This is a genomic window from Limnobacter sp. CACIAM 66H1, assembly GCF_001601825.1.
GTDB lineage: Bacteria > Pseudomonadota > Gammaproteobacteria > Burkholderiales > Burkholderiaceae_B > Limnobacter.
In genome coordinates this window covers 37,798-61,916 of record NZ_LUJK01000015.1, presented here as the reverse complement: position 1 = coordinate 61,916, position 24,119 = coordinate 37,798, and the positions used below count along the sequence as shown (strand labels likewise).

Annotated in this window: 28 protein-coding genes; 20 read left to right on the top strand and 8 right to left on the bottom strand. The window is 54.9% G+C overall.

Annotated features, from left to right (window positions below):
• Positions 1-14 precede the first annotated feature (14 nt).
• Together A0129_RS06470 and A0129_RS06465 are read right to left on the bottom strand one after the other, a co-directional pair.
• Positions 15-410, bottom strand: a complete 396-nt coding sequence (locus tag A0129_RS06470) for a DUF2244 domain-containing protein (RefSeq protein ID WP_291713469.1) — start codon at positions 408-410, stop codon at positions 15-17.
• A gap of 301 nt (positions 411-711) precedes the next feature.
• Complete coding sequence (locus tag A0129_RS06465) at positions 712-1,638, bottom strand: methyltransferase domain-containing protein (protein WP_291713467.1); 927 nt, start codon at positions 1,636-1,638, stop codon at positions 712-714.
• A 76-nt stretch (positions 1,639-1,714) separates the two neighbouring features.
• Between A0129_RS06465 and A0129_RS06460 the strand changes: the two genes are divergently transcribed.
• Both A0129_RS06460 and trmL read left to right on the top strand, forming a co-directional pair.
• Positions 1,715-2,410, top strand: coding sequence for a ComF family protein (locus A0129_RS06460; protein ID WP_291713465.1), 696 nt, complete (start codon positions 1,715-1,717; stop codon positions 2,408-2,410).
• Positions 2,407-2,877 carry a tRNA (uridine(34)/cytosine(34)/5-carboxymethylaminomethyluridine(34)-2'-O)-methyltransferase TrmL gene (gene trmL / locus A0129_RS06455; protein ID WP_291713463.1) on the top strand — a complete coding sequence of 157 codons (471 nt, stop codon included), beginning with the start codon at positions 2,407-2,409 and terminating at the stop codon, positions 2,875-2,877. The genes A0129_RS06460 and trmL overlap by 4 nt, the downstream gene beginning before the upstream one ends.
• Positions 2,878-3,444: 567 nt before the next feature.
• On the opposite strand, the gene A0129_RS06450 is transcribed toward trmL, so the two are convergent.
• Genes A0129_RS06450 through A0129_RS06435 form a run of 4 tightly spaced genes read right to left on the bottom strand, consistent with a single transcriptional unit; the run spans position 3,445 to position 5,791 of the window.
• Positions 3,445-4,458, bottom strand: a complete 1,014-nt coding sequence (locus A0129_RS06450; RefSeq protein ID WP_291713461.1) for an NAD(P)H-dependent glycerol-3-phosphate dehydrogenase — start codon at positions 4,456-4,458, stop codon at positions 3,445-3,447.
• Between the two features lie 12 nt (positions 4,459-4,470).
• Positions 4,471-4,950 (bottom strand): protein-export chaperone SecB, encoded by a 480-nt coding sequence (secB, locus tag A0129_RS06445; RefSeq protein ID WP_291713460.1) that lies wholly within the window; start codon positions 4,948-4,950, stop codon positions 4,471-4,473.
• Between the two features lie 42 nt (positions 4,951-4,992).
• Positions 4,993-5,259, bottom strand: coding sequence for a glutaredoxin 3 (gene grxC / locus A0129_RS06440; RefSeq protein WP_291713476.1), 267 nt, complete (start codon positions 5,257-5,259; stop codon positions 4,993-4,995).
• A 52-nt stretch (positions 5,260-5,311) separates the two neighbouring features.
• Positions 5,312-5,791 (bottom strand): rhodanese-like domain-containing protein, encoded by a 480-nt coding sequence (locus A0129_RS06435; RefSeq protein ID WP_291713458.1) that lies wholly within the window; start codon positions 5,789-5,791, stop codon positions 5,312-5,314.
• A 105-nt stretch (positions 5,792-5,896) separates the two neighbouring features.
• Between A0129_RS06435 and gpmA the strand changes: the two genes are divergently transcribed.
• Genes gpmA through A0129_RS06415 form a run of 4 tightly spaced genes read left to right on the top strand, consistent with a single transcriptional unit; the run spans position 5,897 to position 10,127 of the window.
• Positions 5,897-6,643 (top strand): 2,3-diphosphoglycerate-dependent phosphoglycerate mutase, encoded by a 747-nt coding sequence (gene gpmA, locus A0129_RS06430; RefSeq protein WP_291713456.1) that lies wholly within the window; start codon positions 5,897-5,899, stop codon positions 6,641-6,643.
• A gap of 6 nt (positions 6,644-6,649) precedes the next feature.
• Positions 6,650-7,951 (top strand): peptidoglycan DD-metalloendopeptidase family protein, encoded by a 1,302-nt coding sequence (locus A0129_RS06425; RefSeq protein ID WP_291713454.1) that lies wholly within the window; start codon positions 6,650-6,652, stop codon positions 7,949-7,951.
• 5 nt (positions 7,952-7,956) lie between these two features.
• Complete coding sequence (locus A0129_RS06420; protein ID WP_291713452.1) at positions 7,957-9,342, top strand: S41 family peptidase; 1,386 nt, start codon at positions 7,957-7,959, stop codon at positions 9,340-9,342.
• A 38-nt stretch (positions 9,343-9,380) separates the two neighbouring features.
• Positions 9,381-10,127 carry a molybdopterin-synthase adenylyltransferase MoeB gene (locus tag A0129_RS06415; RefSeq protein ID WP_291713474.1) on the top strand — a complete coding sequence of 249 codons (747 nt, stop codon included), beginning with the start codon at positions 9,381-9,383 and terminating at the stop codon, positions 10,125-10,127.
• On the opposite strand, the gene A0129_RS06410 is transcribed toward A0129_RS06415, so the two are convergent.
• Positions 10,124-10,816, bottom strand: coding sequence for an HAD family hydrolase (locus A0129_RS06410; RefSeq protein WP_291713450.1), 693 nt, complete (start codon positions 10,814-10,816; stop codon positions 10,124-10,126). The genes A0129_RS06415 and A0129_RS06410 overlap by 4 nt on opposite strands.
• Before the next feature lie 5 nt (positions 10,817-10,821).
• Between A0129_RS06410 and A0129_RS06405 the strand changes: the two genes are divergently transcribed.
• Both A0129_RS06405 and A0129_RS06400 read left to right on the top strand, forming a co-directional pair.
• Positions 10,822-11,292, top strand: coding sequence for a D-Ala-D-Ala carboxypeptidase family metallohydrolase (locus tag A0129_RS06405; protein ID WP_291713449.1), 471 nt, complete (start codon positions 10,822-10,824; stop codon positions 11,290-11,292).
• A 17-nt stretch (positions 11,293-11,309) separates the two neighbouring features.
• Complete coding sequence (locus tag A0129_RS06400) at positions 11,310-12,062, top strand: DUF3108 domain-containing protein (RefSeq protein ID WP_291713446.1); 753 nt, start codon at positions 11,310-11,312, stop codon at positions 12,060-12,062.
• Here the strand turns inward: A0129_RS06400 and A0129_RS06395 are convergent.
• Positions 12,059-12,505, bottom strand: a complete 447-nt coding sequence (locus A0129_RS06395; RefSeq protein ID WP_291713445.1) for a type II secretion system protein N — start codon at positions 12,503-12,505, stop codon at positions 12,059-12,061. The two genes, A0129_RS06400 and A0129_RS06395, sit on opposite strands and share 4 nt — an antisense overlap.
• A 369-nt stretch (positions 12,506-12,874) precedes the next feature.
• Here A0129_RS06395 and gspG point away from each other — a divergent pair, with 369 nt between their 5' ends.
• The 12 genes from gspG to A0129_RS06335 are packed head-to-tail and all read left to right on the top strand — an operon-like array spanning position 12,875 to position 24,117.
• Positions 12,875-13,324 carry a type II secretion system major pseudopilin GspG gene (gspG, locus tag A0129_RS06390; RefSeq protein ID WP_291713443.1) on the top strand — a complete coding sequence of 150 codons (450 nt, stop codon included), beginning with the start codon at positions 12,875-12,877 and terminating at the stop codon, positions 13,322-13,324.
• Positions 13,296-13,808: a prepilin-type N-terminal cleavage/methylation domain-containing protein gene (locus A0129_RS06385; protein WP_291713441.1), complete on the top strand. Its 513-nt coding sequence runs from the start codon at positions 13,296-13,298 to the stop codon at positions 13,806-13,808. The genes gspG and A0129_RS06385 overlap by 29 nt, the downstream gene beginning before the upstream one ends.
• Positions 13,805-14,179: a type II secretion system minor pseudopilin GspI gene (gene gspI / locus A0129_RS06380; protein WP_291713439.1), complete on the top strand. Its 375-nt coding sequence runs from the start codon at positions 13,805-13,807 to the stop codon at positions 14,177-14,179. Before A0129_RS06385 ends, gspI begins: the two co-directional genes overlap by 4 nt.
• Positions 14,176-14,874, top strand: coding sequence for a type II secretion system protein J (locus A0129_RS06375; RefSeq protein WP_291713437.1), 699 nt, complete (start codon positions 14,176-14,178; stop codon positions 14,872-14,874). The genes gspI and A0129_RS06375 overlap by 4 nt, the downstream gene beginning before the upstream one ends.
• Positions 14,874-15,821 (top strand): type II secretion system minor pseudopilin GspK, encoded by a 948-nt coding sequence (gene gspK, locus A0129_RS06370; RefSeq protein WP_291713435.1) that lies wholly within the window; start codon positions 14,874-14,876, stop codon positions 15,819-15,821. The genes A0129_RS06375 and gspK overlap by 1 nt, the downstream gene beginning before the upstream one ends.
• Complete coding sequence (gspL, locus tag A0129_RS06365) at positions 15,822-17,075, top strand: type II secretion system protein GspL (protein ID WP_291713433.1); 1,254 nt, start codon at positions 15,822-15,824, stop codon at positions 17,073-17,075.
• Positions 17,072-17,599, top strand: a complete 528-nt coding sequence (gene gspM, locus A0129_RS06360) for a type II secretion system protein GspM (protein WP_291713432.1) — start codon at positions 17,072-17,074, stop codon at positions 17,597-17,599. The genes gspL and gspM overlap by 4 nt, the downstream gene beginning before the upstream one ends.
• Entirely contained in the window at positions 17,596-18,327 is a 732-nt protein-coding gene (gene gspN, locus A0129_RS06355) for a type II secretion system protein N (RefSeq protein WP_291713430.1), read from the top strand. Before gspM ends, gspN begins: the two co-directional genes overlap by 4 nt.
• 26 nt (positions 18,328-18,353) lie before the next feature.
• Positions 18,354-20,714 (top strand): type II secretion system secretin GspD, encoded by a 2,361-nt coding sequence (gene gspD / locus A0129_RS06350; protein WP_291713473.1) that lies wholly within the window; start codon positions 18,354-18,356, stop codon positions 20,712-20,714.
• Entirely contained in the window at positions 20,714-22,174 is a 1,461-nt protein-coding gene (gene gspE / locus A0129_RS06345; RefSeq protein ID WP_291713428.1) for a type II secretion system ATPase GspE, read from the top strand. The genes gspD and gspE overlap by 1 nt, the downstream gene beginning before the upstream one ends.
• 18 nt (positions 22,175-22,192) lie before the next feature.
• Positions 22,193-23,407, top strand: coding sequence for a type II secretion system inner membrane protein GspF (gspF, locus tag A0129_RS06340; RefSeq protein ID WP_291713427.1), 1,215 nt, complete (start codon positions 22,193-22,195; stop codon positions 23,405-23,407).
• Entirely contained in the window at positions 23,404-24,117 is a 714-nt protein-coding gene (locus A0129_RS06335; RefSeq protein WP_291713425.1) for a response regulator transcription factor, read from the top strand. Before gspF ends, A0129_RS06335 begins: the two co-directional genes overlap by 4 nt.
• Positions 24,118-24,119 lie beyond the last annotated feature (2 nt).

The window sequence follows — 24,119 nt, the reverse complement described above, 5'->3', positions numbered from 1 at the left end:
TGGAAGCCGCATGCCTATACCGCACATGCTGCCCTGGCCAACGCTGCTTTCAATTCGCGGTGCAGCGCTGACTTGTCTTTTTCAGCAATAAATTTGCCTATTTTTACTTGTTGGCCTTTGTGACTGAACAACAGAGGCGCTTTGTATTTTCCGTTGTAGCTTAGTTTGGCCCATTGGGGTGACCATTCAAGCTGGGTCAGTTTGGTGCCATCGGCCATGACCAGAATAAGCTGGTGTGGCTGAAGTTCGATCATTTCATAATCAGCCGCATGCCTCGCGTAGATTACAAATGCCGTACCTACCAACAACAACTCGATTCCAGCGAACGGCAACACAATCCAGAAACCTGCCAGCAAAAAGCCCGTTGCAACTACCAAAGTAATTGCACACAAACTGAGGTACCACTGCAAAGCTGCTTGGGACTAAGCGAACAGTTGCGTCGAAAAACCCATCTACTGCTTTGCGGCGCTGGGATTTGCCCGTCGCCGCTCGCCGCATTAGCTGAACTTGAAATTTCTGGAATCATGCCCATTTACCTCTCAGAGAGCAGTCATTCAGACCCAATGCACACCCAAAAGAGTGCATTAAAACCTTCGAATTATAGGCTCAAGGCTCTAAAGCAAGCAATAAGACAGGTGCAATCCGCAGCTGTTTTCCCCGAAATAAGTTAAAAACAATGCGCTACATTTGAAAATGCTGCGCAGCAACACCCTATTTGCCGCCCTTGCGCCCCTTGATGTCTGAAATTTTTACGGTGGCTACATCAGTTTTGGTTTTTCTTTTGACTTTCCAGGCGTGCCCGTAAACCAACTCCAGGGTCAATGGAATTCGGCCAGTTTCCGGATTGCGAAGCTGCTCCAGGCACTTCGTGGCTTGGGATAAGTGGCGTGGCGTTCGCAAACCAGGCCTGCGCGACTCAAGATGGTTGCCGCACAACGCTCGCCAGTCTTCAAGCAACTTGGCTGGTGAGCTGTAGGTCAGCGTCAGTTTTTCCATCTCCATGACCGGATCGGAAAAACCCTGCTTGCTCATCAGGTCACCCAGGTCGTGCATGTCGGCAAAATCTGGGAATGGCTCGCCCATGGCCTGCGCAAACCCCTGTAACTCACGAGCGGTGTCTGGCCCAAAACAGCTGAAAAATACCCCACCCTCCGGCTTCAGTACACGCAACCATTCAGCCATGCATTGCGCCGGGTCAACCACTGCATGCAGCCACAACGGCGACCACACCATGGCCTGACTGTCCCCGGACAGGGGCAAAGGACTGTTGACTTGAAGCGCAATGGCTGAAGATGGCTTGGGAGCGGCCCGACCAGGCCAAAGCTTGGCCAGAAAGGAAGCAGCGGCCTGTTCAACTTGCTCGACGGGCAGGTGAACGGCCTTGGGTGCAAACACTGAAAACTCCCGTCCGACAAACAGGTTTTTTACATTGGGCAAGGCCGCTGGGTGTAACCACCCTTGATGCACCACACCTCCCTCGACCGGGCGCATGATTTGTGCGCGGTTCACCATGCGTTGATTCACCTCTTGGAGTATGAACGGCAATGGTTTTTCGATGCGTCGCAGCCATTGTTGCGTCAAAGCGGTGTTTGAGCGAGGAATTTTCCAGAACTGCGAGGACATTGTGAAACGAGCCATATCAGCAAAAAGGTGGTGCAACCTATTCTATAGAACTTGGCAGGGCATTGGCGGCGCCATGGTGCCGAGGCGATGCATGGCCTGCCAAGTACCACTTCCAGACGGAGTTGCGGGCACTCAGTATTATTTGTGCAACCAGTGCGCGCCGATCATTCACCGGGACGCCGACCTGCGCTGCAAACGATGCGCACTGACACTTGGCCCACGCCTGCAAGCCTTTGGGTGGACACATTGCAGACACTGCAAACCCATGATTGAGGATGGGGCGCGAGCACCTGTGGAATGCGTGGTCTGCACGGATTATGTTCCGCCATTTGATCAATGGATTGCCTTGTTGAAGTACGGCAATCACCACGGTATGGCCCGCTTTCTGGGCCACTGGCTTGGCATTACCGTGCTGGAGTCGGGAATGGATTTGCCCGATGTGTTGGTGCCTGTGCCCATGAGCCCGGACAAATTAAGGCGGCGCGGCTATAATCAAACCGCTTTGATTGCCCGGCATGTGGGCCTGCACATTCAACGGCCGGTGAAAACGGATTGGCTGCTCAAAACCGAGGGGCTTGGGGCGCAGGCAACCCTGGGCCGGGAAGATCGACTGCTCAATTTGCAGGGGGCATTCAGAGCGAAGATTGGCATCCCAGAGAACCTTCGGGTTGGTTTGGTGGACGATGTGATCACCACGGGAGCAACCATTCAAAGCTGCGCAGCCGCACTTCGCAAAGCTGGCGCGATTTCAATTGTAACCATGGCAGTGTGCAGGACCCCAGAATGATCAATGTGGTATTGGTTGAACCAGAAATTCCACCCAACACGGGCAATGTCATTCGCCTATGTGCCAACACCGGCGTACAACTGCACTTGGTGGAACCTTTGGGTTTTCCACTGGAAGACGCCCGGATGCGACGTGCCGGACTTGACTACCATGAGTACGCCAACATGATGGTGCACGCAAGCTGGCAAGCATTTCTCGACCGTTGCCAACCCGATCCGCAGCGCTGTTTTGCAATGACCACCAAGGGGACACATTCACCTTTCGATGTGAAATTCCAACCGGGTGATTACCTGATGTTTGGCAGTGAAACACGGGGGCTTTCTGAGGACGTTCGTCACTGGTTTGCCCGCGAAAACTGGTTGCGCCTGCCGATGCGCCCGGAGAGCCGATCACTGAACCTGTCAAACTCGGTGGCGGTGATGGTGTATGAGGCTTGGCGACAGCTGGGGTTTGAAGGCGGAAGCTAAGGATTACTGCAAAGCGACCAGTTTGCTTGCGTTCCGATCTCTCGCGGTGCGTTCTTTAGTCGCCCACTCGGCTTGGGCTCCGATCCCTCGGCGCTTATTAATCGCCCTCTCGGCTTGGGTTCCGATCTCTCGCCAGAAAACCTGTTGACCCCTTGCTTAGCCTTGCGATGCCTGAGAACGACCCTCCTAAACTGCGGGTCGGGTCCGTTCTCTGTCGCCCATGCTGGGCAACAACGGCCCTGCTCGGCACGCAAGGGCAGGTTTTCTTGAAGGCGAGGCGATCGAAACACCGCCGCCGATTGGGCGATGAAACCAGCCGTGAGTCGCTTGGAGGTGGAGATTCGGCCGGTGCCGGTTTAAGCCAACTCGGCAGTGGGATTACTTGGGGCGCACTTCAAGAAAACCGCCCCGTTTGAGTGGATTCGCAGCGGTCGGCTTCACGCCTACACCGAGACTCGGCCCGCACTTTTGCCGAGCTCGGTGAGCAAGAATCAATTCAACAAGGGATCAAGCGGTTTTCTGTGCGAAACAAGTAACCCATGCCGAATTGGCCAGAAGCCGGGGCGATTACTCAGCGTCTTCAGACCTGGCCTCGCGCGACAGCAGGCGCATCACGCCTTCCCCGGGGCTCAAACCCTCGAATAGCACAGAATTCACTGCCGCCGTAATCGGCATATCAACCCCCAATTCCGCGGCAAGCTGCTTGACGACCGGCGCACACTTCACACCTTCAGCGACCTGACCCAATTCTTTGAGAATGGTGTCCAGAGACTTACCCTGCGCCAACATCAAACCCACGCGCCGGTTGCGAGACAAATCGCCAGTACAGGTAAGAATGAGATCACCAAAACCGGAAAGACCATTCAGGGTTTCAGCTTGGGCCCCCAAGGCCACAGCCAAACGTTTGATTTCAGCCATACCACGGGTAATTAATGCAGCACGGGCATTTAGCCCCAATTGCATGCCATCGCAAATGCCTGTGGCCACCGCCATGATGTTTTTCACAGCGCCACCCACTTCAGCGCCCACCAGGTCGTCAAGCTCGTAAACCCGCAGGGCTGCATGGTGTGCTGCACGCACCATGGCTTGGCGGGTGAGCTCGTCAGCGCTGGCTGCAGTAAGTGCGCAGGGTAAACCACGCGCCACTTCGGCCGCAAATGAAGGGCCGGTGAGCGCGCCGCCATAGGGCTTGCCCAACACTTCTTCAACCACTTGATGCGGCATTTGACCCGTGCCCACTTCAAAACCCTTGCACAGCCAAACCAGCGCAGGCCATTGCTCAATGGGTGCAATTTCAAGCAACTGCAGCAATGTTTGGCGCAGGGCGCCCATGGGCGTACCCAATACCCAGAGTGCATCGGATTGGGCAAGCCCATGCCGGGCAGCCGCCGAAAAATCAGACTGCACTTTCAGTGTAGGCGAAAGTTTGATACCCGCGAGGTAACGCGGGTTTTCGCGCTGGCTGGCGATGGATTGCAGCACGGCGACATCGCGCCCCCACAACACCACATCATGCGCTAACGACATGTGGGCAGCCACAGCGGTGCCCCATGCCCCCGCACCGAACACGGTGATGTTCATGCGTGCCACCAATTAAGCAGTGGTGATGATGCCGGAACCGTTTTGCTTGGCAGCCTGCTCCTGTGCTGCGGCCAAACGCTGCTGGTAAAACTGCTCGAAGTTGATATCAGACAAATGAACAGGCGGGAAGCCGGTTCGGGTAATCATATCGGCCACATTGGCGCGCAGGTAGGGATAGATCATGTTGGGGCACAGAATGCCCAACAGGGGATCGAACTGCTCCTCAGGTACGTTTGAAATTTCAAAAATACCGGCCTGCTTGCACTCCACCAAAAACGCCACTTTCTCATCGATTTTGGCAGTCACAGTAACAGTCACTTCCGATTCGAAAATATTCTCGGCCAAGCGTTGTGCACCTACATCTACCGCTACTTCAATTTTGGGCGGGTTTTTCTCGAGGAAAATTTGTGGGGCATTGGGCAGTTCCAGAGACGCGTCTTTGATGTACACGCGTTGCATTTGAAACACTGCTTCTGAATTCTGTTCGGCCATTTGCTGGCTCCTATGGATTGAATGAATAAGTTTTGAATGAAGTTAGCCAGGTTGCCCCAGCAGTGGCAAGAGCTTACCAGCACGATCGAGGTCGAACAGGTCATCGCAGCCGCCCACATGTGTACTGCCAATATAAATTTGCGGCACGGTTCGACGACCGGTTTCAGCCATCATTTTTTCTTTCTGGGATGGGTCGAGATCAACCCGGATTTTTTCAATATTCTGCACGCCGCGCTCGTTGAGCAGGCGTTCCGCACGCACGCAATAGGGGCACACTGCACTGGTGTACATGCGAACAGGGGCTTGAATGTTGCTCATGTGTATTCCTTGACTACTGTGTTGACTGCGACCGCATTTGCTCTCACTTGGCAATCTGTTTGGTGGCCTTGGGTGTTTTGGCCTTGGGCGCGACCTCGGCTGCATCTTGTGCCTTTTTAACCGGCAAGCCAGCCTCTTTCCAGGCATTGATGCCGCCGTCGAGAACAAATACGTCGGTGTAACCTGCCGCTTTCAAGACTGTGGCGGCTGCGCCAGAGCGAGCGCCCGTTTGACACAACACGATCAAGGGAGTTTCCTTGGTTTTTGCCAGAGTGCCGGCTTTTTCTTTCAGGTCTTTGATCGCCATGCGCTTTGAATTGGGCACAACACCTGAATTCTTGACGAAGTCATCGTCCCGAATGTCAACCAGCACTGCTTTCTTTTGGTTGATCAACAGCGTGGCTTGGGGCACTGTGACACGAGTACCGCCACCTTTGGTCAGCAAGGGCCAAATCAACATGAGGCCAGAGCCAAAGGCCAAGGCGATGAGCCAACTGTTTTGAATCAGAAATTCCTGCGACATAAATCCTGCAATGAGTGGGTCTTGATGGATTGGTCATTATATCCCCTTGAATCGAGGCTAAAATGGAGGTTTGCCTAATTAGACAGCAACTTAAAGGCCACAAACATGTACAAACTCGTATTGATGCGCCATGGCGAAAGCCAATGGAACCTGGAAAACCGCTTTACTGGCTGGGCCGACGTGGACTTGACCGACAAAGGCCGCGAAGAAGCGCGCAAGGCAGGCGACCTGCTGAAAGCGGAGGGCTACAGCTTTGACGTGGCGTATACCTCTGTTTTGAAACGCGCCATTCGCACCCTTTGGATTGCCCTGGACCAAATGGACCAGATGTGGCTACCGGTTGTGCACGCCTGGCGCTTGAACGAGCGCCATTACGGCGACTTGCAGGGCTTGAACAAATCAGAGACCGCAGCCAAGTTTGGCGAGGAGCAGGTGTTGATCTGGCGTCGTGCCTACGCCATTGCACCCAACCCGCTGAAGGTGGACGACCCCCGTTTTGCGGGCAAAGACCCCCGCTACGCCAAGCTGAAACCCGAGGAGATTCCACTCACCGAGTGCCTGAAAGACACTGTGGATCGTGTAATCCCCCTTTGGAAAGAGGGTATAGCTCCGGCCATTAAAGCAGGCAAGAAGGTGTTGATTGCTGCACACGGCAATTCATTGCGTGCGCTGATCAAGTACCTGGACAATCTCAGCGAAGAGGAAATCTTGCAGGTGAACATTCCAACCGCACGCCCCTTGGTGTACGAACTGGACGAAAACCTGAAACCAATTCGCAGCTACTACCTGGGCGACCAGGCTGAAATTGAAGCGGCCATGGCTGCCGTGAAAAACCAGGGAAAGGCCAAGTAAGTTCAGGTGCGTAACTATTCCAAGTTGATTCGTTGTACCCGTGGCGGGCTTGGTGCAGCATTGGCCTTGCTCACCTTGACCGCCAGCGAGCCTGCTCGGGCGCAAAGCAGTGTGCGCGACCCGGCGGGTGTTCGACAGGAACGCGACGAAGTGCGCCGAAAACTGGATGCATTGAAGAAGGAAATCAATGAAACCAGTGGCGAGAAAAAGCAGGCGGCCAAGGCCCTCAACCTGCTTGAACAACGTCTTGAAAAAACCCAGAACCGCTTGAAGGCACTTGACCAGGATCGGGATGCGCTTGAGACAGACATCCAAAAGCTGAGCCGGGACGAAGCGCAACTTCAAAAGGACCTGGAGAGCACTCAGACAAGGCTGGCGGAAGTGATGCGTAACCAGTACCGCCGGGTTGAAGTGAACCCGACACAGGCTTGGCTGGCGGGCAAGTCTGCCAGCGAAGCGGCACGGGAAAGTTACTGGTATGAACGAATTTCAGCGGCCGAACGCGATTTGGCTGCTCAGCAAGCGGCTCAAGCTCGTGAACTCGAGTCAATTCGGCTGGGTCTGGAGAAAAAGCAGGAGCGACTCGAGAATACGATCGCGGATCAGAACAAAAGCCAGCGGGAATTGGTGGCACAACGCGAAGAACGCAACCAGTTGATCGCCGATTTGAATTCAAAGTTGAAAAACCAGGAGCTTGAACGAAAGCGCCTGCAACGCGACGAGGCACGTTTAAGCAATGTCATTACCGAATTGACCCGGGCCATTGAGGAAGCCAAACGCAAGCAGGCACTGGCGGCGCAACAACAAAAGCAACAAGGCCAGTCGGGCACTTCGCCCAAATCGACAGGAAAAGCACCATCCACACCGGATTACTCACCCCCGCCGCCCATGCCCAGTACGGGTGAATTTGCAAAGCTGAAAGGCCGGTTGGTGTTGCCAGTGCAAGGCACCGTGGCTGGCCAGTTCGGTCAAACGCGATCCAAAGACGGGCAAGGCCCATCCTGGAAGGGGATTTTTATCGCCACCGAGGCGGGGCAGGCAGTTCGCGCTGTTGCAGCGGGGCGCGTGGTGTTCTCTGAGTGGCTGCGAGGATTTGGCGAAATTGTGATCATTGACCACGGCGACCAGTTTTTGAGCGTTTATGGCAACAATGGTAAATTAATGAAAAGATCAGGGGATTCCGTGAAAGCGGGTGACACCATTGCTGAAACTGGCAACAGCAGTGGTAATCTTGATACAGGTTTATACTTTGAACTAAGGCATCAGGGACAACCCTTCGATCCTATTTCGTGGACCAAAGGTCGGTAGGAATTATGCGTCAAAAATTGCGGCAAATCAGTTTGGTATCAGTCGGTGTAGTGGCCGGCGTGTTGGTCAGCGTGGGTATTAGCGCGGTGGCCCAACGGCAGCAGCCCGAAGCGTTGCCATTGAGTGAGCTGCGCCAGTTCACCGAGGTTTTTGGCGCAATCAAGAGTTTCTATGTGGAACCTGTGGGCGACGACAAGCTCTTCAATGGGGCCATCAGCGGCATGGTGTCCAACCTGGACCCGCACTCCAGCTACCTGGATGCAGAGGCCTTCAAAGAGCTTCGCGTCGGCACGCAGGGTGAATTTGGTGGCTTGGGCATTGAGGTGGGTACAGAAGACGGCTTTGTGAAGGTGATTTCACCGATTGAAGACACCCCAGCTGCAAAAGCAGGCGTGAAGGCCGGTGACCTCATCGTGAAGATTGATGACAAGCCGACGAAAGGCATGAGCCTGTCCGACGCTGTCAATTTAATGCGCGGCAAACCCAAAACTGAAATCCGCCTGACCCTGATTCGCAAAGAAGTAGAAAAGCCAATCGAAGTCAAAATTATCCGTGATGTCATTCGTGTTCAAAGCGTGAAGTCCAAAATGCTGGACGATGGCATTGGATACGTTCGAATTACACAATTTCAGGAACACACTGGCGAATATCTGGTGAAAGCCATCAACACCCTGCAAGCCAAAACACCGATGAAAGGTTTGGTGCTGGATTTGCGCAACGATCCGGGTGGCTTGCTGAATGCCGCTGTGGGCGTCAGCGCGGCGTTTTTGCCGCAAAACACCTTGGTGGTCTCTACCGACGGGCGCACTGAGGACTCCCAGCGCAAACTGGTGGCCGGGCCGGAAGACTACCTGCGTGGCCGGGAGAAAGACTATCTGAAAGAGTTGCACCCGGTTGCCAAAACAGTACCCATGATTGTGGTGGTGAATGGCGGCTCGGCCTCGGCTTCTGAAATTGTGGCAGGCGCCCTGCAAGACCATGGCCGCGCCAAAGTGCTGGGCACTCAAACATTCGGCAAGGGCTCGGTACAAACAATTTTGCCGCTGAACAACAACACCGCGATCAAACTGACTACAGCGCGTTACTACACACCGAGTGGTCGCAGCATTCAGGCCAAAGGGATTGAACCCGATTTCGTGGTGACAGAGACACCGGAAGGCGACATTGTTGAACGCGTTCGTGAGGCGGACCTGACACGCCATTTGAGCAACGACAAAGGTGAAGAGACACCAAGCTCAAAAAGTGCTGACACCAACAAGAACGCGGACATGAAGCCCATTGTGTTTGGCGAGAAAGACGATTACCAGTTGCAGCAAGCCCTGAATTACCTGAAGGGCAAGCCTGTGGTGCAAAACCGCAAGGCTGCTCAAACTGCCAAATCAGCCAAGTAAGCCGCCCCGAAAACGGCTTGAACGTGGAACTGAGAGACTTGAATGACGAGGAGCTACTTCGGTACTCCCGTCACATTCTTCTGGATGAAATAGGGATTGAAGGACAATCCCGCATCGCCAGTGCCAAAGTGCTGGTGGTGGGCGCGGGCGGCTTGGGCTGCCCCAGTGCTTTGTACCTGGCCAGTGCCGGTGTGGGCACCATCTACATTGCCGACGACGACGAAGTGGACCTGACCAATCTTCAACGCCAGGTGCTGCACACCACAGGCCGTGTGGGCATGGCCAAGGTGGAATCTGCTAAAACCCACCTGAATGAGCTGAACCCCTGCAGCACGATTGTGCCGATTGCCCATCGCCTTGAAGGCGAAGAACTGGAGCAGTTGGTGGCACAAGTGGATGTGGTGCTGGACTGCTGCGACAACTTTAAAACCCGGCATGCCGTGAACCGCGCCTGTGTGAAGTTCCGAAAGCCCTTGGTGTCCGGCGCAGCCATTCGGCTGGACGGCCAGCTTGCCGTGTTCGAACTGAATAATCCGCAAGCGCCCTGCTACCACTGCCTGTTCCCCGAAGGGGATGATGTGTCGGAAGTGCGTTGCGCCACCATGGGTGTTTTTGCGCCACTGACCGGCGTGATCGGTACACTGCAAGCCAGCGAGGCACTGAAGATTCTGGCTGGTTTTGGCCAGCCCCTGTACGGCACCCTGCAAATTTACGACTCTCGCAGTTGCGAATTCACGAAAATGAAAATTCGCAAAGACCCCAAGTGCGCCGTGTGTAACACCTAAAATTTCGCGGTGCGAATGGCTTCAAACTGCCGGATGCGGTGTTTGACTTTGCCGGTGAGTTGCCGGGGCTTGAACCCCAACCCGGGGAAGGTGATCCAGCTGGTTTGAATGCCATGCCTGGCGGCCTGCTCAAGGTGCCCGAAGGTGTCGTCGACCAGCAAAGCCCGCTTGCCTTTCAACTTGCTCTTCAGATTGGGCCACAGAATGTTGGCTGGCTTGGGTCGCCAGGTTTGGTGAACCACCATGTCTTCGATCGCGATGACGGCGTGCAAATACCGGTACAAACCCATTTCCTTGCACAATGCAACTGCATAGGCGCGGGGCGCATTGGTCAGCATGATGCGCAGCCCTGGCAATTTGCTTAGTCGGTGAGGCACACTGCCGTGGCGCGAGCTCAGTTTCTTCAAACCCTCGAAACGATGTGTACTGGCCAAAAAATGATGAGGGTTGGTTTGATGGTGGCGCATCATGCCCAGCAAGGTGGCACCATAGCGAAGCCAGTACTGGGTGCGTAACTCGCTGGCGCGCTGAGGGTCTAACTCGAGGTGTTCGGCCAGATAATGCGTCATTTGCCGATTGATCTCGGGCAGAATGTGCGTTGACGCGTGGTGAAGGGTGTTGTCCAGATCAAGCAAATACACTTTGCCAGACAGGCCCGCATGGGGACGACGAATATAACGAATGCGCAAAACGAATGAACCTGAAGTTGAGTTTTCATCCCGAATTTTGTCAGGACACTTTGTGTCATTCTGACACCGCGCTGCGATGCGGTCTAGACAACAGTTGCCCTCCGGAGCTGCTGGGCAACCTGAGCAGGCTTTCTGCCTTGCTGGGCGAAATACAAAGGTCCCTGAATATCCGCTGTGGTGCGTTAAAGATTAACAGTGGGTTCAGGGCACAGGCCTTGAATGAGAAAGTGGGCGGAGTGCCCAACTCGCAGCACTGCGTGGGGCTGGCGGCTGATGTGGTGTGCCCTGAATTCGGTAGCCCCTGTGATTTGGCATTGGCGATTGCACAATTGCCATGTGAATTTGATCAACTGATTCTGGAGTTTGGCAAATGGGTGCATGTATCCGCTGCACCGCTGGGCCAAACACCCAGACGAGAGTGTCTTAGCATTTTCAGCAAAGACGAAGGTTATCTGGAAGGTATCGTGAAGCGATGATTATCACCAAAAAAACAATGATCAAAATCAGCACCGTTGCCCTGCTCGGCCTGAGCAGCGTGGGCAGCACTTGGGCCGCAGACACCACTTGCAGGGGCATGGGCAAGCAGGTGATTGATACAGACCTGAGGTTTTCATTGACGCACAGTCAAATTCCTGGCGAATTGGCCATTAGTACCCACAAAATGCGGGTTGCGGGTACGCAGTACAAACTTGAATCAACTTCGCAGGCCAAAGGCTTCTTGGCTTTGTTGTACTCGGGCCAATTAACCCAGAAAAGCGAAGGTCTGGTAGATGCACAATTGGGTTTGACACCCTTTTACTACGCCGAGCAACGTGGCAAAAAACCGGTGGCGGAAAGTATGCTGAATGCCGAAACGCAGCAGGTGCTGTTCAAGCGCAATGGTGAGTCTGCGCCGTATGAAAAAGGGCTGCAGGACCGAATCAGCATGATTTATCAGATCGCAGCGCGTTTGCGCTGCAGCGCTGACCTGAAAACGGGCGATACCTTGACCATGCGGGTCATGAGCACCGGGCGCGTGGGCAATGAGGTGTTTGTTCTGAAAAAAGCTCAAGACCTAACGCTGGACTTCGGCAAAGGCGAGCGCCGAGTGAGTACCTTGCAATTTGAAACCAAACCGGAAGACGCAGGCGACGAAATTGTGCGAATTTGGTATGCCAAAGATTTGAACTGGCAGCCTGCAAAAATAGAAATTCAGGATGCCGACGGCAAGGCCTTGATCCAAACCCTGATTGGTGTTGGCACTTAACCGCTGGAAGGCACGCGGCGCAGCAAGTTGGGATCTGCTTCAAGAATAGGCAAGTTGACCTGATGACGCTGCCCGCTGCGACGCATGACTGCAAAGGTTGGACCTACTTCCTCCAGCGTCCAACCGTTGGCCACTTCATCGCCCACCCGTTTGGACTGCGCGGGCTGCCCTTCAATTGACATGACCGCGGCACCTTTGCCTTCGCTGTTCGCGAAAATGCCCAACAAATTCACTGATGGCGGCGTGAGGCCGCCCGCCGTTTCAACGCCCATGAGCCGCGCTTCGGGCGACTGGTCGATTTGATAATTTGCCGAGGCCTGCGCAGGCATGGCGGGGGCGACCACGGGTGCAGGTGCGAACAACTTGATCAACACCCACACAGCCAGCCCCACTGTGCCCAACCACAACACCATTCTCAATCCCTGAACAAGTCTGGGCGACATGCTGAACTGAACAACGGGCTTTTTCAATGCAAGTTTCATGAGGCGAAGTGAAGTGACACACTGGAGAGCATCATAACCCGCAAGGTGGTCCGGATTCAAAAAAAAACCGGACAACCCGCGAGGGTGCCCGGTTTTTAAGCCATGCTTCAAGGGTTGTCGGCAACCTGAGTTGCCCACGCTAGAAGTATGCGCACGTAAGAACACCTAAGAAAGACCCTATTTACGTGACAAAGGTAAAGGTTTTACTGATTACCCGAAAGCGGGGGGATTTTGACCAGCTTGCAACGGTGGTGCGGGCTGCTGTCAAATATTCATAAAATGGGTGTAACCTTCAGCAAGGATAATTCTGGATCTTCTCGACGGTTGTTTATGAAAAAACTAAATTCGCTTCAAGGCAAAACACAAAATCGGGGTTTTACCCTGATCGAAATCATGGTGGTTGTAGTCATTCTTGGTATTCTCGCCACGCTGGTGGTTCCAAAAATCATGGGGCGCCCTGACGAGGCCCGTGTGGTCGCAGCCAAACAAGATATCGCATCAGTGATGCAGGCACTGAACCTGTACCGGCTGGACAACAGCCGCTACCCCACCACGGAGCAAGGTCTGCAGGCCTTGGTGACTCCTCCAACCACGGAACCCGTACCACGCAATTACAAGCAAGGTGGCTATTTGTCGCGCCTGCCAGTTGACCCTTGGGGCAGCAACTACCAGTTTTTGAGCCCTGGGATTAACGGCGAAGTGGATGTAATGAGCTTTGGTGCAGATGGCAAAGCCGGTGGTGAGGGCGTGAATGCCGACATTGGTTCGTGGAGCCTCTAAGCAGGGATTCACCCTGCTCGAATTGCTGGTGGTGATCGTCGTGTTGTCGATCGCCGCTGGCCTTATTGTTGTGCGCGGTACACCTGGCGATTCCAATTACTTGGAATCGGACGCCAAAAAGTTGTCGCAACTGCTGAGAATTGCACAGCAAGAATCTTTACTGAAATCCAAAGACATTCGCTTTGTAGCCGGGGATGAAGGCTACACCTTCGAAGAATTCACCGGCAGCCGATGGGTGCCAGTGACCACCGAGCCACTGCTGCGCCCCCGCCTTTGGGACAACGGCCCATTCAAGGTGACTTTGATCAACGAGGGCCTTGAAAACAAATTCCTGACCCTGGAAAGCCAGGTGGGCTTGAAGCGCCAGGCCATTGTGCTTCAACGCAACCAGGTACAAGTGGTTCTGGAGAGCCAGGCCAGCGGTGTATTCAAGGTCAGCAAACCCAGTACCACTGTACTGAACAGGGCCAGTCAAAACCTATGAAGCAGCAGCACGGTTTTACCCTGATTGAAGCCTTGGTGGCCATGACCATTATTGCAGTGGCCTTGATTGCCTGCCTGAAAGCAGCCGGCAATTTGAACATTCAGCAAGACGAGATGATCAAACGGCAATATGCGCAGTGGAGCGCGAAAAATGCCGCCAACTACATTCGGGTTTCCGGTGTGTTTCCGAGCGCACAAACCGCGCAACAATCCTGCCCACAGGGCAATTTTCGCTTTGTGTGTCGGGTTGAAATTTCCAACACCCCCAACCCGAATTTCCGACGGGTTGAAATTCAGGTACTGGATGCCTTCGAGGGCGAACAAGGCAATCAGCTTGCTCGGTTGGTGATTTTCTTGAGCAGCGCGCCATGAATAAAAATGCGAATGGATTTACGCTGCTTGAGGTTCTGATTGCACTGGGCATTGTGTCGGTCATTTCGATTTTGTCCTGGCAGGGTTTGCAAGAGGTGCTGCGCTCAGCCAACCGGGTGACCGAAGTAGACGAACAAATTCAAACCGTGTCGGCCGTGTTGTCTCAATTCGAGAAAGATCTCGGCGCCCTGGAGTTGTCGCTGGATGCACCCACCCCGGAAAGCGATTTGATTGAGGTGACTGGCAATGGACTGCTAATTCAGTTCACCCAGCGCAACACCAGTGAACCTGCTTACCGGGAGCGTGTGGAATGGGTTCTGGATGGTACCAACCTGCTTCGAATCGCTCGACGCCAGCCCAACCCGGAGCAACCGTCGATCAGCGCTCCAATTGCAACCCGCGGCATGCAAGTCCGCCTGTTGCGAGAACCCGGCGGTTGGACTAGCCCGGTGACATTTGGCAGCCACGCCCTGCAGGAACGTACCGATCTTGAATTGCAAGGGCCCGCACTGCAATTGAATAGCGGTGCACCGGCACAGCGCCCCCCGGAAGGCGCCGAAGGTGACACTCCCGGAACACCCGAAACTCCCGAGGGACAACCAGTGCAAAGCTTGGTGCGGGCGGTCGAGATCAGCCTGACGCAACCCAACAATCAGGCAGTGACCCGGGTGTTTTTGACCGGAGGGATCTACTGATGCGAATTCATCCGGACGGACAACAGGGCGCAGCCGTGGTCATGGCGCTGTTCATTGTGGTGCTGTGTACGCTGGCAGTGAGCCCCTTGATCTGGAACCTGTTTGCCACCGCAAAAACTATTTCGGTTGCCGCAGCACGCGACCAGGCCGATGCGGTTAGCCGCAGCGGTGTGGACTGGGCCCGGGTTATTTTGCGCGAAGATGCCCGGGTGTCGACCACCGATACGTTGACAGAACCATGGGCCGTGCCTCTGGCGGAAAGCCGCATCAACGAGGGCTTGATGCGCAAAGAGGAAAATGCCACCGACGTCGATGACCGTGAAGTGGTGTTGACCGGACGCATTGAAGACGCACAGGGGCGATTCAACCTGCGCAATCTGGGTGCTGACAACCCGCGTCAGCAAGTTTGGCTGGCTGGTTTCACCAAACTGAGCGATCTGCTGAGTGTACCTGCGGATCAACGCAATTTACTGGTACAAACCTTGAGCACCATGTTCATGCCGAAGCTGGTCAATCCGGAGGAACAAGGCATTGATCCAAATGCACCACGCTTCGAGCCCGCCTTGCGGTGGGAGGAATTTCGTGGGAAATACGGTATCACCGAGGACACCTGGAACCAGTTGCGCCCTTACGTGGCCATATTACCTAAAGCAAGTGCGGTGAACGCGAACACTGCATCTGCCGAAGTGCTTTATGCAGTAGTAGAGGAAATGAGTTTCAGCGATGCGCAACGCCTGCTGGCCCAACGTGAAAGGGTCACTTTCCGCAACGTGGCGGATATTCGGGCCGCCCTGAATGCAAATGTGACCATAAACAATGATTTAATAACTGTAAGCAGCAATTACTTCCTGGTAGAAGGCACTGCACAGGTCGAGGAGGCGTTGATTCGAACCCGGGCATTGCTCGAGCGACGTGACCAGCGCGTGTATGTGATGTGGAGACAATAATTGAATAACAACCAACCCTTGTTGGTGATTTGGTGGCCAAAGGCCTTGGACCAAACCCGTGCGGAAGAAGAAGGCCGCATGATTCGGCTGCGCTATGAAGTGCTTGCCCGAAGCGGCGACAAACTGCACGGCGGCGAGGAGGCCCTGAACAAGCTACCCAAAGACTTGCCTTGCCTGGTGTTGGTGAACCCGAGTGAAGTGGGCCTGTTTGCGGTGGTACCGCCCAAGTTGACAGGCAACAAACTGAAGGAGGCGCTGCCTTTTCTGGTCGAGCCTTACCTGTTGAACGAGCCCGAAGAAAACCACGTAAGCCTGTGGCCCAACCTGCCCAATCATGCAGGCGGCGCAAAACTGGCTGCGGTACTTGGCAAAACCCGAGCACGCAGCATTGTGAGTAGTTGCGCCCAACAAGGGTTGAAGCTGGCAGGCCTGAGCTGTGAAACCCTGCGGGAACGCACTGGCAGTGAAGGGGCTGCCTGGGTCAGCGGGCAGGATTTTATGTTGATCGATGGAATCGACACGCCTTTGTTGACACCCACCGCTCAGGCTGCTGTGTTGAAGGTCATGCTACAACGCAGATTGCAACAAGTCGGCTCGCCAGTCATTGAATTGAACAACACAGACTATGCCTGGTTAAGCAGCCAGTTGGATGGTGCGATGGGCGAGAATAAAATTCGAGCCAGTGCACGTGCGCCCATCGAGCCTTTGCCAAAACTGCTGAACAAAAGCCTGCTTAACGCAGACGAACTGCGAAAAATGGGTATGCGACCCATGGCGAACCAGGCTGGCTTGCGCAAGCTGCTGACCCCTGCGTTGGCCTTATTGGCGGTTGCGGTGCTGGGTCTGAATACATTGGCCTTTAAAATCGACAACGCCAATGCTGCGATTGAGGCTCAAATTGCCGAGAGTTATGCTCAAGCTTTGCCCAACACGCCCATGGTGGCCGACCCCCTGTTATTGATTGAACGGGAAAAGCGCAACCTGAATGCCGGGCTGGACACCAGCAACGCCCAGGGTGCAAGTGCCCTGCTTCACGAGGTGGGATTGGCCATGGAACAGGCACCTTTTAACAGCATGGTTGACTTTGCGTGGGCCGAGAACACACTGAGTGTGCGGTTCAATGCCAATGTGTCTGAAGACCAGCAAGGTGCCGCCCTGCAAAAGCTCAAAGCCCGAAGACTGGATGCGAAGTGGCTGATTGGTGCGCAATCCAACTTGCCTGTTTTGCAGGTCAAGAAAGGAGCGGCGCGATGAAACCCAATGATTTGCTAAACAAGGCACAAGCCCAACTGGACCAGCTCAACAGCAGGGAGCGAAAACTGGTGACCTATGGCGGCGCCTTGGCCGCTGCGCTGATTGCCTGGTTTGTGTTGATTGAACCTGCACTTCTGACGATACAACAAGGCCCCGTCAACCAGGCCGCGCTGGTGGACAAAGCGGGTCAGGTGATGCGGGCTGCGCAGGATCTGGAAGCCCTGCGAGGTGCGCGATCCCGAGTCGTGGTGCCTGAAAGCGACTTGCAGGCCCGCCTTCAGCAACTGCTCGACGAACAGGGCATTGCCGAGCAAGCCTCTCTTGCACGCACGGAAGAAGGCGACATCCGCGTGGAATTCAACGGCGTATCAGCCAGTGGTTTTCTGGCCTGGCTGGCACGTGCCGAGGCCATTTCCAGCCTCAGTTTGAACCTGGCTGAAGTTGAGAAAGTGGAAGCTGGTGTACTGAAAGGTTATGTCACTTTGCTGCCAGGCAATCAGGGCAACACAGGCTCGCCTCAATGAAACGTTTGCGCGGGTTGTGGCCTTTTGCCCTGATTGCGCTGGCTGTGCTGGTGTGGAATTACCCGGTGTATGCGGTGTCTGGCCGCATTGAATCCGCCAGCGAGGGCAAGGTCCGGGTATTAAGCAGCAACGGCTCGGTGTGGTCGGGGCAAATGCAGCTGGGCCTGTCCGATGGCGCGCGGGTATTTGCCATACCAGAGGCACTGGCCTGGCGGCTTAAGCTGGGCGGCGAGGCCGGCTGGCTGGCCATTGAAGTCACGCACCCAAAATTCGTGCAGCCTTTGCATCTGGGATTCACTGGCACAGGTATTAGTGTCAGTGGTGGCGAACTTCGAATGCCTGCGGCCTGGCTGGGTGCAACCGGTGCGCCATTCAATACCATTCGACCCGAAGGCCTGTTGCAGTTAAGCTGGCGTGGATGGGAAAGCGGCGAGGACCTGAATGCCACGCTGAAATGGCTGGATGCACAATCGGCGCTGGCCAGCATTCGACCCTTGGGCGAATATGTCATCACCGTGACAGGAAATCCTGATACAAGAATAGACATGACACTGGCGACCAACAAAGGTCCCCTGATGCTAGAGGGAAACGGTCAGTGGACAAACGGACAACGATTTGTATTCAATGGGTATGCCAGTGCACAGGAACGCAGCAAGGATGCGTTGACCGGCTTGCTCAGCCAGATGGGACGACTTGAAGGCGATCGCTATCGCTTGGGTGTATTTTGATGAAAGAAGCAAAAATAAAAGGAACAGTGAGCTTGAACACTGCACGCATGGGACAAATGAAACGCTCGCTCTTGAGCATCGCACTGGCCTCAATGGGCTTGGGATTGGGGGTTGCGGGCCATGCACAAAACCTGAATCTTCAAAGTACCGCCAGGGTCCAAAATAGCCAGGAAGACAAGTTTGCATTGAACTTTGTCAATGCAGACATTGATGCCGTGGTGCGCGCAATTGGCTCGTTTACCAATCAGACATTCGTGGTGGACCCACGTGTGCGGGGCACCATTTCACTGGTGTCGCCTGAGCCCCTGAGTGCAGCGGACGCCAAGAATGCATTGCTGGCAGCCTTGCGCCTGCAGGGTTTTACGATTGTGGAAAGCGGTGGCATTGCACGCGTATTGCCTGAAAACGATGCCAAGGTGCAGGCCGACAGTGTGGACCCTCGCAGGGCCATGAATCAAAGCGGCAATGCAATTGTGACCCAGGTGTTTCAGCTCAACTATGAATCGGCCACTGCACTGGTGCCAGTACTGCGCCCTTTGATTGCACCGAACAACACCATTGCCGCCTACCCCAACAACAACACGCTAGTGATTACCGATTACGCGGACAACCTGCAGCGAATTGCCCGCATCATTGCGAGCATTGATGGCCCGTATTCTGGCGATCTGGAAGTGGTGCCTCTTGAACATGCATTGGCCGTGGATTTGGCTGCCATTCTGGGACGCATGCTGGATGAGGGCAACCGGGGTACGGGTGCCGCGGTGGATGCAGGCCAACGGTTGTCCGTGATGGCCGATCCGCGCACCAACTCGCTGTTGTTGCGCACACCCAGCAAAGCTCGTTTGAACCTGGCAAAGGCATTGATCGCCAAGCTGGATCAACCCACCAAGCAGCCCGGCAATGTGTGGGTGGTATACCTGAAAAATGCAGAAGCCGCCAAGCTGGCCAAAACACTGCAGGCGGTGCTGAGCAGCAGCCCGATTTCCGACAACAACCTCTCCTCGGGTTTGAGCTCACTCTCTGGTGGCGGCCTTGCGGGTGGTTTGGGCGACACCTCCAACACCAACAACAGCACACGCAACATTACCAATGGCAGCGCTGGCCTGGGTTCAAGCAGCCTGGGCTCGTCGCTGGGTGGTGGGACCTCGAGCGGGCAATTGAGCGCAGCTTCAGGCAACGTAGACCTGAACAATGGCGGTATTGTTCAGGCCGATCCGTCCACCAATTCACTGATCATTACCGCCCCTGAACCCATCTACCGCAACCTGCGCTCCATTATTGAGAAGCTGGATGTGCGTCGTGCGCAGGTGTTTGTGGAATCCCTCATTGTTGAGGTGTCCACCGACAAAGCTGCTGAGTTTGGGATTCAGTTTCAAGGCTTGTCAGGCGTTGGGGCAGACGGTGTGCGGGTGATCGGTGGCACCAACTTCAACGACCCAGGCTCTGGCAGCAATATTCTGGGTGTAGCCACCAACCTGGGTTCGGTGGGCCGTGGCCTGAACATCGGTGTGATTGACGGGCAAGTGAATATTCCCGGGATTGGTACTATCTCCAACCTTGGCTTTTTGGCCCGGGCACTGGAAAGCAAGGCAAATGCGAACATTCTTTCAACACCGAATATTCTGACGCTGGACAATGAAGAAGCCAAAATCGTGATTGGCCAAAACGTACCTTTCATTACCGGGCAGTTCACCAACAGCGGTGGCAACGGGGCAACGGTCAACCCGTTCCAGACCATTGAGCGACAGGATGTGGGTTTGACCTTGCGTGTTAAGCCACAGGTGTCTGAAGGCGGCATTGTGAAACTGGGCATTTTCCAGGAAGTCAGCTCGGTGGTCGACAGCACCAACGTGTCGGGCATTATTACCAACAAGCGTTCAATTGAAAGCAATGTGCTGGTTGAGACCGGCAACATCATTGTGCTGGGTGGTTTGGTGGAAGACCGTGTCACCGGCAACGAAGAAAAGGTACCCGGCCTTGGCGATGTACCTGTGCTAGGGCAGTTTTTCCGCTATGACAACCGCCGTCGCCAGAAAACCAATTTGATGGTGTTTTTGCGACCAGTGGTGGTACGCAATGAAGACCAGGCCCAAAGCATTGTGACCAATCGTTATGACTATATGCGCCAATTGCAACAGGAAAACCAACCGGAGAAACGATTTGGCCTGCCCAACATGGAAGCACCCGTATTGCCAAGCCGCCGCCCGGCCGATGTTGCACGACCCAATGCGGTGGCGCCAGCCCAAGGCAATGCTGATTCAATCAACCTCACACCGAGCAACCGGATTCTGGTCATACCACGCGCTGGTGAAAGCACTGGCAGTTCCGATGTAGGCCCGAATGGCGGGCGCATGATTCGTGGCCGAACCCCAGGAAGTACGCCCTGATGGAACTGCGTTTTAATCCTCAAACTGTTGGCCGTTTGCACTACGGTTTTGCAAGGCAAAACCAGGTGCTGTGCCTGGATGCACAGAGCGAATTGTGGCGTTTGGCTTTCAGCCCGCGCACCCCCAGCCACGCGCTGATTGAGGCGCAGCGTGTAGCACCCTGCCCCATCGACTGGGTATTTTGTGAAGACGCGGTCGTGCTGGAAAAAACCATCAACCAGGCCTATTCAAACCAGGAAACCAGTGCTGCCGCAGTCGCTGATGAAGTGGCAGGTGACCTGGACCTGGACCAGTTGATGCAAGACATTCCCGCCGTGGAAGACCTGCTGGAAACTGAAGACGATGCGCCGATTATTCGAATGATCAATGCCTTGCTGACCCAAGCCAGCCGGGATGGTGCGTCGGATATTCACATCGAGGCCTTTGAGACCCACTCTGCCGTACGATTCCGGGTAGACGGCACACTGCGCGACGTATTGCAACCCCGTCGTGAACTGCACTCGGCACTGATCTCACGCATCAAGATCATGGCCAGCCTGGACATTGCCGAAAAACGTTTGCCTCAAGACGGCCGCATTACCTTGCGCATTGGGGGCAAACCCATGGATGTGCGTGTTTCAACCTTGCCCACAGGCCATGGAGAACGGGCCGTGCTGCGTTTGCTGGACAAGGAAGCGGGCCGGCTTGAGCTGAGCCGCCTGGGTATGCCGGAGCACACCCTGAAAGAAATGGACCGGCTGTGCAACATGCCTCACGGCATCATTTTGGTGACGGGCCCGACCGGCTCGGGCAAAACCACCACGCTGTATGCCGCGTTGTCGCGCATTGATTCATCAACTACCAATGTGATGACCGTGGAAGACCCGGTGGAATACGATTTGCCTGGCATCAGCCAAACCCCGGTGAATGCAAAAATCGACATGACTTTTGCCAAGGCCTTGCGCGCCATTTTGCGCCAAGACCCGGATGTGATCATGATTGGTGAAATCCGCGACCTTGAAACTGCACAAATTGCGGTGCAAGCGTCGCTGACGGGCCACTTGGTGTTGGCCACCCTGCACACCAACGACTCCGTGAGCGCAGTAACTCGCCTGGTGGACATGGGCGTCGAGCCATTCTTGCTGTCCTCCAGCCTCTTGGGTGTTTTGGCCCAGCGCCTGGTGCGACGCCTTTGTCCCCACTGCAAAACGAGCACAGTAGATGAGCACGGCGACACACATTGGCATGCCAATGGCTGCGACCAGTGCGGTCACACCGGTTACATTGGCCGAACAGGCGTATACGAGCTGTTCACGATTGACGATGAATTGCGCACCATGGTGCACAACGAAAACTCGGAAGCCGAAATGCGTCAGCGTGCACAGGCCAAAGGCATGAAGAACATGCGGGAAGATGGGCAACGATGGGTGGACAGCGGCACTACCACCCTGGAAGAACTGCTTCGAGTCACCAGAGACTGAGCGAGAGACTAGGCAAATATGGCGGTTTTTCGATATGAGGCATTGAACGCCAAAGGCAAAACGGTGAAAGGCTCGATGGAGGCCGATTCCCCGCGAGCCGCACGCAACCAGATGCGCATGCAAGGCATGACACCCATTGAGGTGCTTGAAGTTGGCAGCGCGAAAATGACCGGCAGAAAGGCTGGGCGCTTTGACCGGGAGTTGAGCAACCGTGAAGTGGTGCTGTTGACACGGCAATTGGCAAGCCTTCTGCAAGCGCGCCTGGCGCTGGCACAGGCGTTGGCTGCATTGGTTGAACAGGCAGAAAAACCCCTGATTCGCGAGCGTATCAACAGTATTCGTTCCGAAGTGGTTTCAGGCACGCCGCTGAGCCAGGCGCTTGCACAGTACCCCAAAGCTTTCCCTGAAATGTATGTGGCCACTGTGGCCGCGGGTGAAAATACTGGCGACTTGGGTGGCGTGCTGTCGAAGCTGGCCGATGCGTTGGAAGCCCGCCAGGCCTTGCAACAAAAAGTGAGTGCTGCATTCATTTACCCCGCCATTGTTACCGTGGTGGCGTTGATGGTGGTGATCGGCTTGTTGACCTATGTGGTCCCGCAAGTGGTCTCAGTGTTTGAAAGCAACAACCAGGCACTGCCCACACTCACGGTGGTGATGATTGCCTTGTCGGACCTGCTTCGCGACTGGGGTTGGTTAATGGCTTTGGCGCTGGCGGCGGCAATTTACCTGTTTCGCAATGCGCTGAAGAACAAAGCCTTCAAGTTGAAATTCGATGAGTTTGTGTTGACCATTCCGGTCGTGGGTCCCTTCATTCGTGCGGTGAACACCGCACGTTTGGCCTCCACACTGTCGATATTGGTGGGCAGCGGCGTTCCAATTTTGAAAGCCTTGGCCGCCGCAAACCGCACCTTGGGTAACAGTGCCTTGCAACTGGCCATGGTTGATGTCCAGGAACGCGTGAAAGAAGGCAGCGGATTGAGCAAAGCCATGGGAAAAAGTGGTTTGTTTCCGCCGGTGCTGACTCATCTTGTGGCCAGCGGCGAAGCCACAGGGCAACTGGCAGCCATGCTGGAACGTGCCTCGGAAAGCCAGCGCACCGAAGTTGAACGCAAGGCCATGTGGCTCACCAGCTTGATGGAGCCCATTCTTATTTTGGTGATGGGCCTGATTGTGTTATTGATTGTACTGGCGGTGATGATGCCGATTATTGAAGTCAACCAACTGATCCAATGAACATACAAAGCAGAAAAGAGATTGGGCAAGACACCATCCGCGTCATGCTGGTAGACGACGACGAGCGTATTCAGCAAGCGCTTCGACTGGCCATAGAGACCCACCCTGAATTGAACCTGGTTGGACAGGCGTACACGCTGAAAGAGGCCATCGCCGTGGTTGAGGAGTTACAACCCGAAGTGGTGCTGGTTGACCTGGGCCTGCCAGATGGCAGTGGATTGGAGCTGATTGCCCACATTCACCAGCACATGCCCGGCTGCGAGAGTATGGTATTGACTGTGTTTGGTGATGAATCGCACGTCATTTCAAGCATCGAGGCCGGGGCTACAGGCTACTTGACCAAGGACACACGCACCGCCGATATTCTGGATCGATTGAAACAATTGCGTGCAGGCGGTTCACCCATCAGCCCGGTGATCGCAAGACGACTGTTGAACCGGTTTCGCGGAGTGGCAACGCCCGATCAACTCCCAACCAGCAAAACTGCGATGAACCAGGAGTTCACGCCTTTGTCAGAACGGGAACAGCAAGTGTTGGAAATGGTGGCCAAAGGATTCATGCAAGCTGAAATTGCAGACATTCTGGGAGTGTCCATCAACACCATCAGTACCTACATCAAACGCATTTACAAAAAACTTGCGGTGAATTCCCGCACCAGCGCAGTTCACCGCGCCAATGCCTTGGGATTGATTAATTTAAAAGACTGCTGAAA

What these genes read in the sequence shown, in the direction of transcription:
- A0129_RS06465 (WP_291713467.1), bottom strand. Translation starts at nt 1,638, where the DNA reads ATGGCTCGTTTCACAATGTCCTCGCAGTTCTGGAAAATTCCTCGCTCA.
- A0129_RS06460 (WP_291713465.1), top strand. Translation starts at nt 1,715, where the DNA reads ATGGCCTGCCAAGTACCACTTCCAGACGGAGTTGCGGGCACTCAGTAT.
- trmL (WP_291713463.1), top strand. Translation starts at nt 2,407, where the DNA reads ATGATCAATGTGGTATTGGTTGAACCAGAAATTCCACCCAACACGGGC.
- A0129_RS06450 (WP_291713461.1), bottom strand. Translation starts at nt 4,458, where the DNA reads ATGAACATCACCGTGTTCGGTGCGGGGGCATGGGGCACCGCTGTGGCT.
- secB (WP_291713460.1), bottom strand. Translation starts at nt 4,950, where the DNA reads ATGGCCGAACAGAATTCAGAAGCAGTGTTTCAAATGCAACGCGTGTAC.
- A0129_RS06435 (WP_291713458.1), bottom strand. Translation starts at nt 5,791, where the DNA reads ATGTCGCAGGAATTTCTGATTCAAAACAGTTGGCTCATCGCCTTGGCC.
- gpmA (WP_291713456.1), top strand. Translation starts at nt 5,897, where the DNA reads ATGTACAAACTCGTATTGATGCGCCATGGCGAAAGCCAATGGAACCTG.
- A0129_RS06420 (WP_291713452.1), top strand. Translation starts at nt 7,957, where the DNA reads ATGCGTCAAAAATTGCGGCAAATCAGTTTGGTATCAGTCGGTGTAGTG.
- A0129_RS06405 (WP_291713449.1), top strand. Translation starts at nt 10,822, where the DNA reads ATGAACCTGAAGTTGAGTTTTCATCCCGAATTTTGTCAGGACACTTTG.
- A0129_RS06400 (WP_291713446.1), top strand. Translation starts at nt 11,310, where the DNA reads ATGATCAAAATCAGCACCGTTGCCCTGCTCGGCCTGAGCAGCGTGGGC.
- A0129_RS06395 (WP_291713445.1), bottom strand. Translation starts at nt 12,505, where the DNA reads ATGTCGCCCAGACTTGTTCAGGGATTGAGAATGGTGTTGTGGTTGGGC.
- gspG (WP_291713443.1), top strand. Translation starts at nt 12,875, where the DNA reads ATGAAAAAACTAAATTCGCTTCAAGGCAAAACACAAAATCGGGGTTTT.
- A0129_RS06385 (WP_291713441.1), top strand. Translation starts at nt 13,296, where the DNA reads ATGCCGACATTGGTTCGTGGAGCCTCTAAGCAGGGATTCACCCTGCTC.
- gspI (WP_291713439.1), top strand. Translation starts at nt 13,805, where the DNA reads ATGAAGCAGCAGCACGGTTTTACCCTGATTGAAGCCTTGGTGGCCATG.
- A0129_RS06375 (WP_291713437.1), top strand. Translation starts at nt 14,176, where the DNA reads ATGAATAAAAATGCGAATGGATTTACGCTGCTTGAGGTTCTGATTGCA.
- gspK (WP_291713435.1), top strand. Translation starts at nt 14,874, where the DNA reads ATGCGAATTCATCCGGACGGACAACAGGGCGCAGCCGTGGTCATGGCG.
- gspM (WP_291713432.1), top strand. Translation starts at nt 17,072, where the DNA reads ATGAAACCCAATGATTTGCTAAACAAGGCACAAGCCCAACTGGACCAG.
- gspN (WP_291713430.1), top strand. Translation starts at nt 17,596, where the DNA reads ATGAAACGTTTGCGCGGGTTGTGGCCTTTTGCCCTGATTGCGCTGGCT.
- gspE (WP_291713428.1), top strand. Translation starts at nt 20,714, where the DNA reads ATGGAACTGCGTTTTAATCCTCAAACTGTTGGCCGTTTGCACTACGGT.
- gspF (WP_291713427.1), top strand. Translation starts at nt 22,193, where the DNA reads ATGGCGGTTTTTCGATATGAGGCATTGAACGCCAAAGGCAAAACGGTG.
- A0129_RS06335 (WP_291713425.1), top strand. Translation starts at nt 23,404, where the DNA reads ATGAACATACAAAGCAGAAAAGAGATTGGGCAAGACACCATCCGCGTC.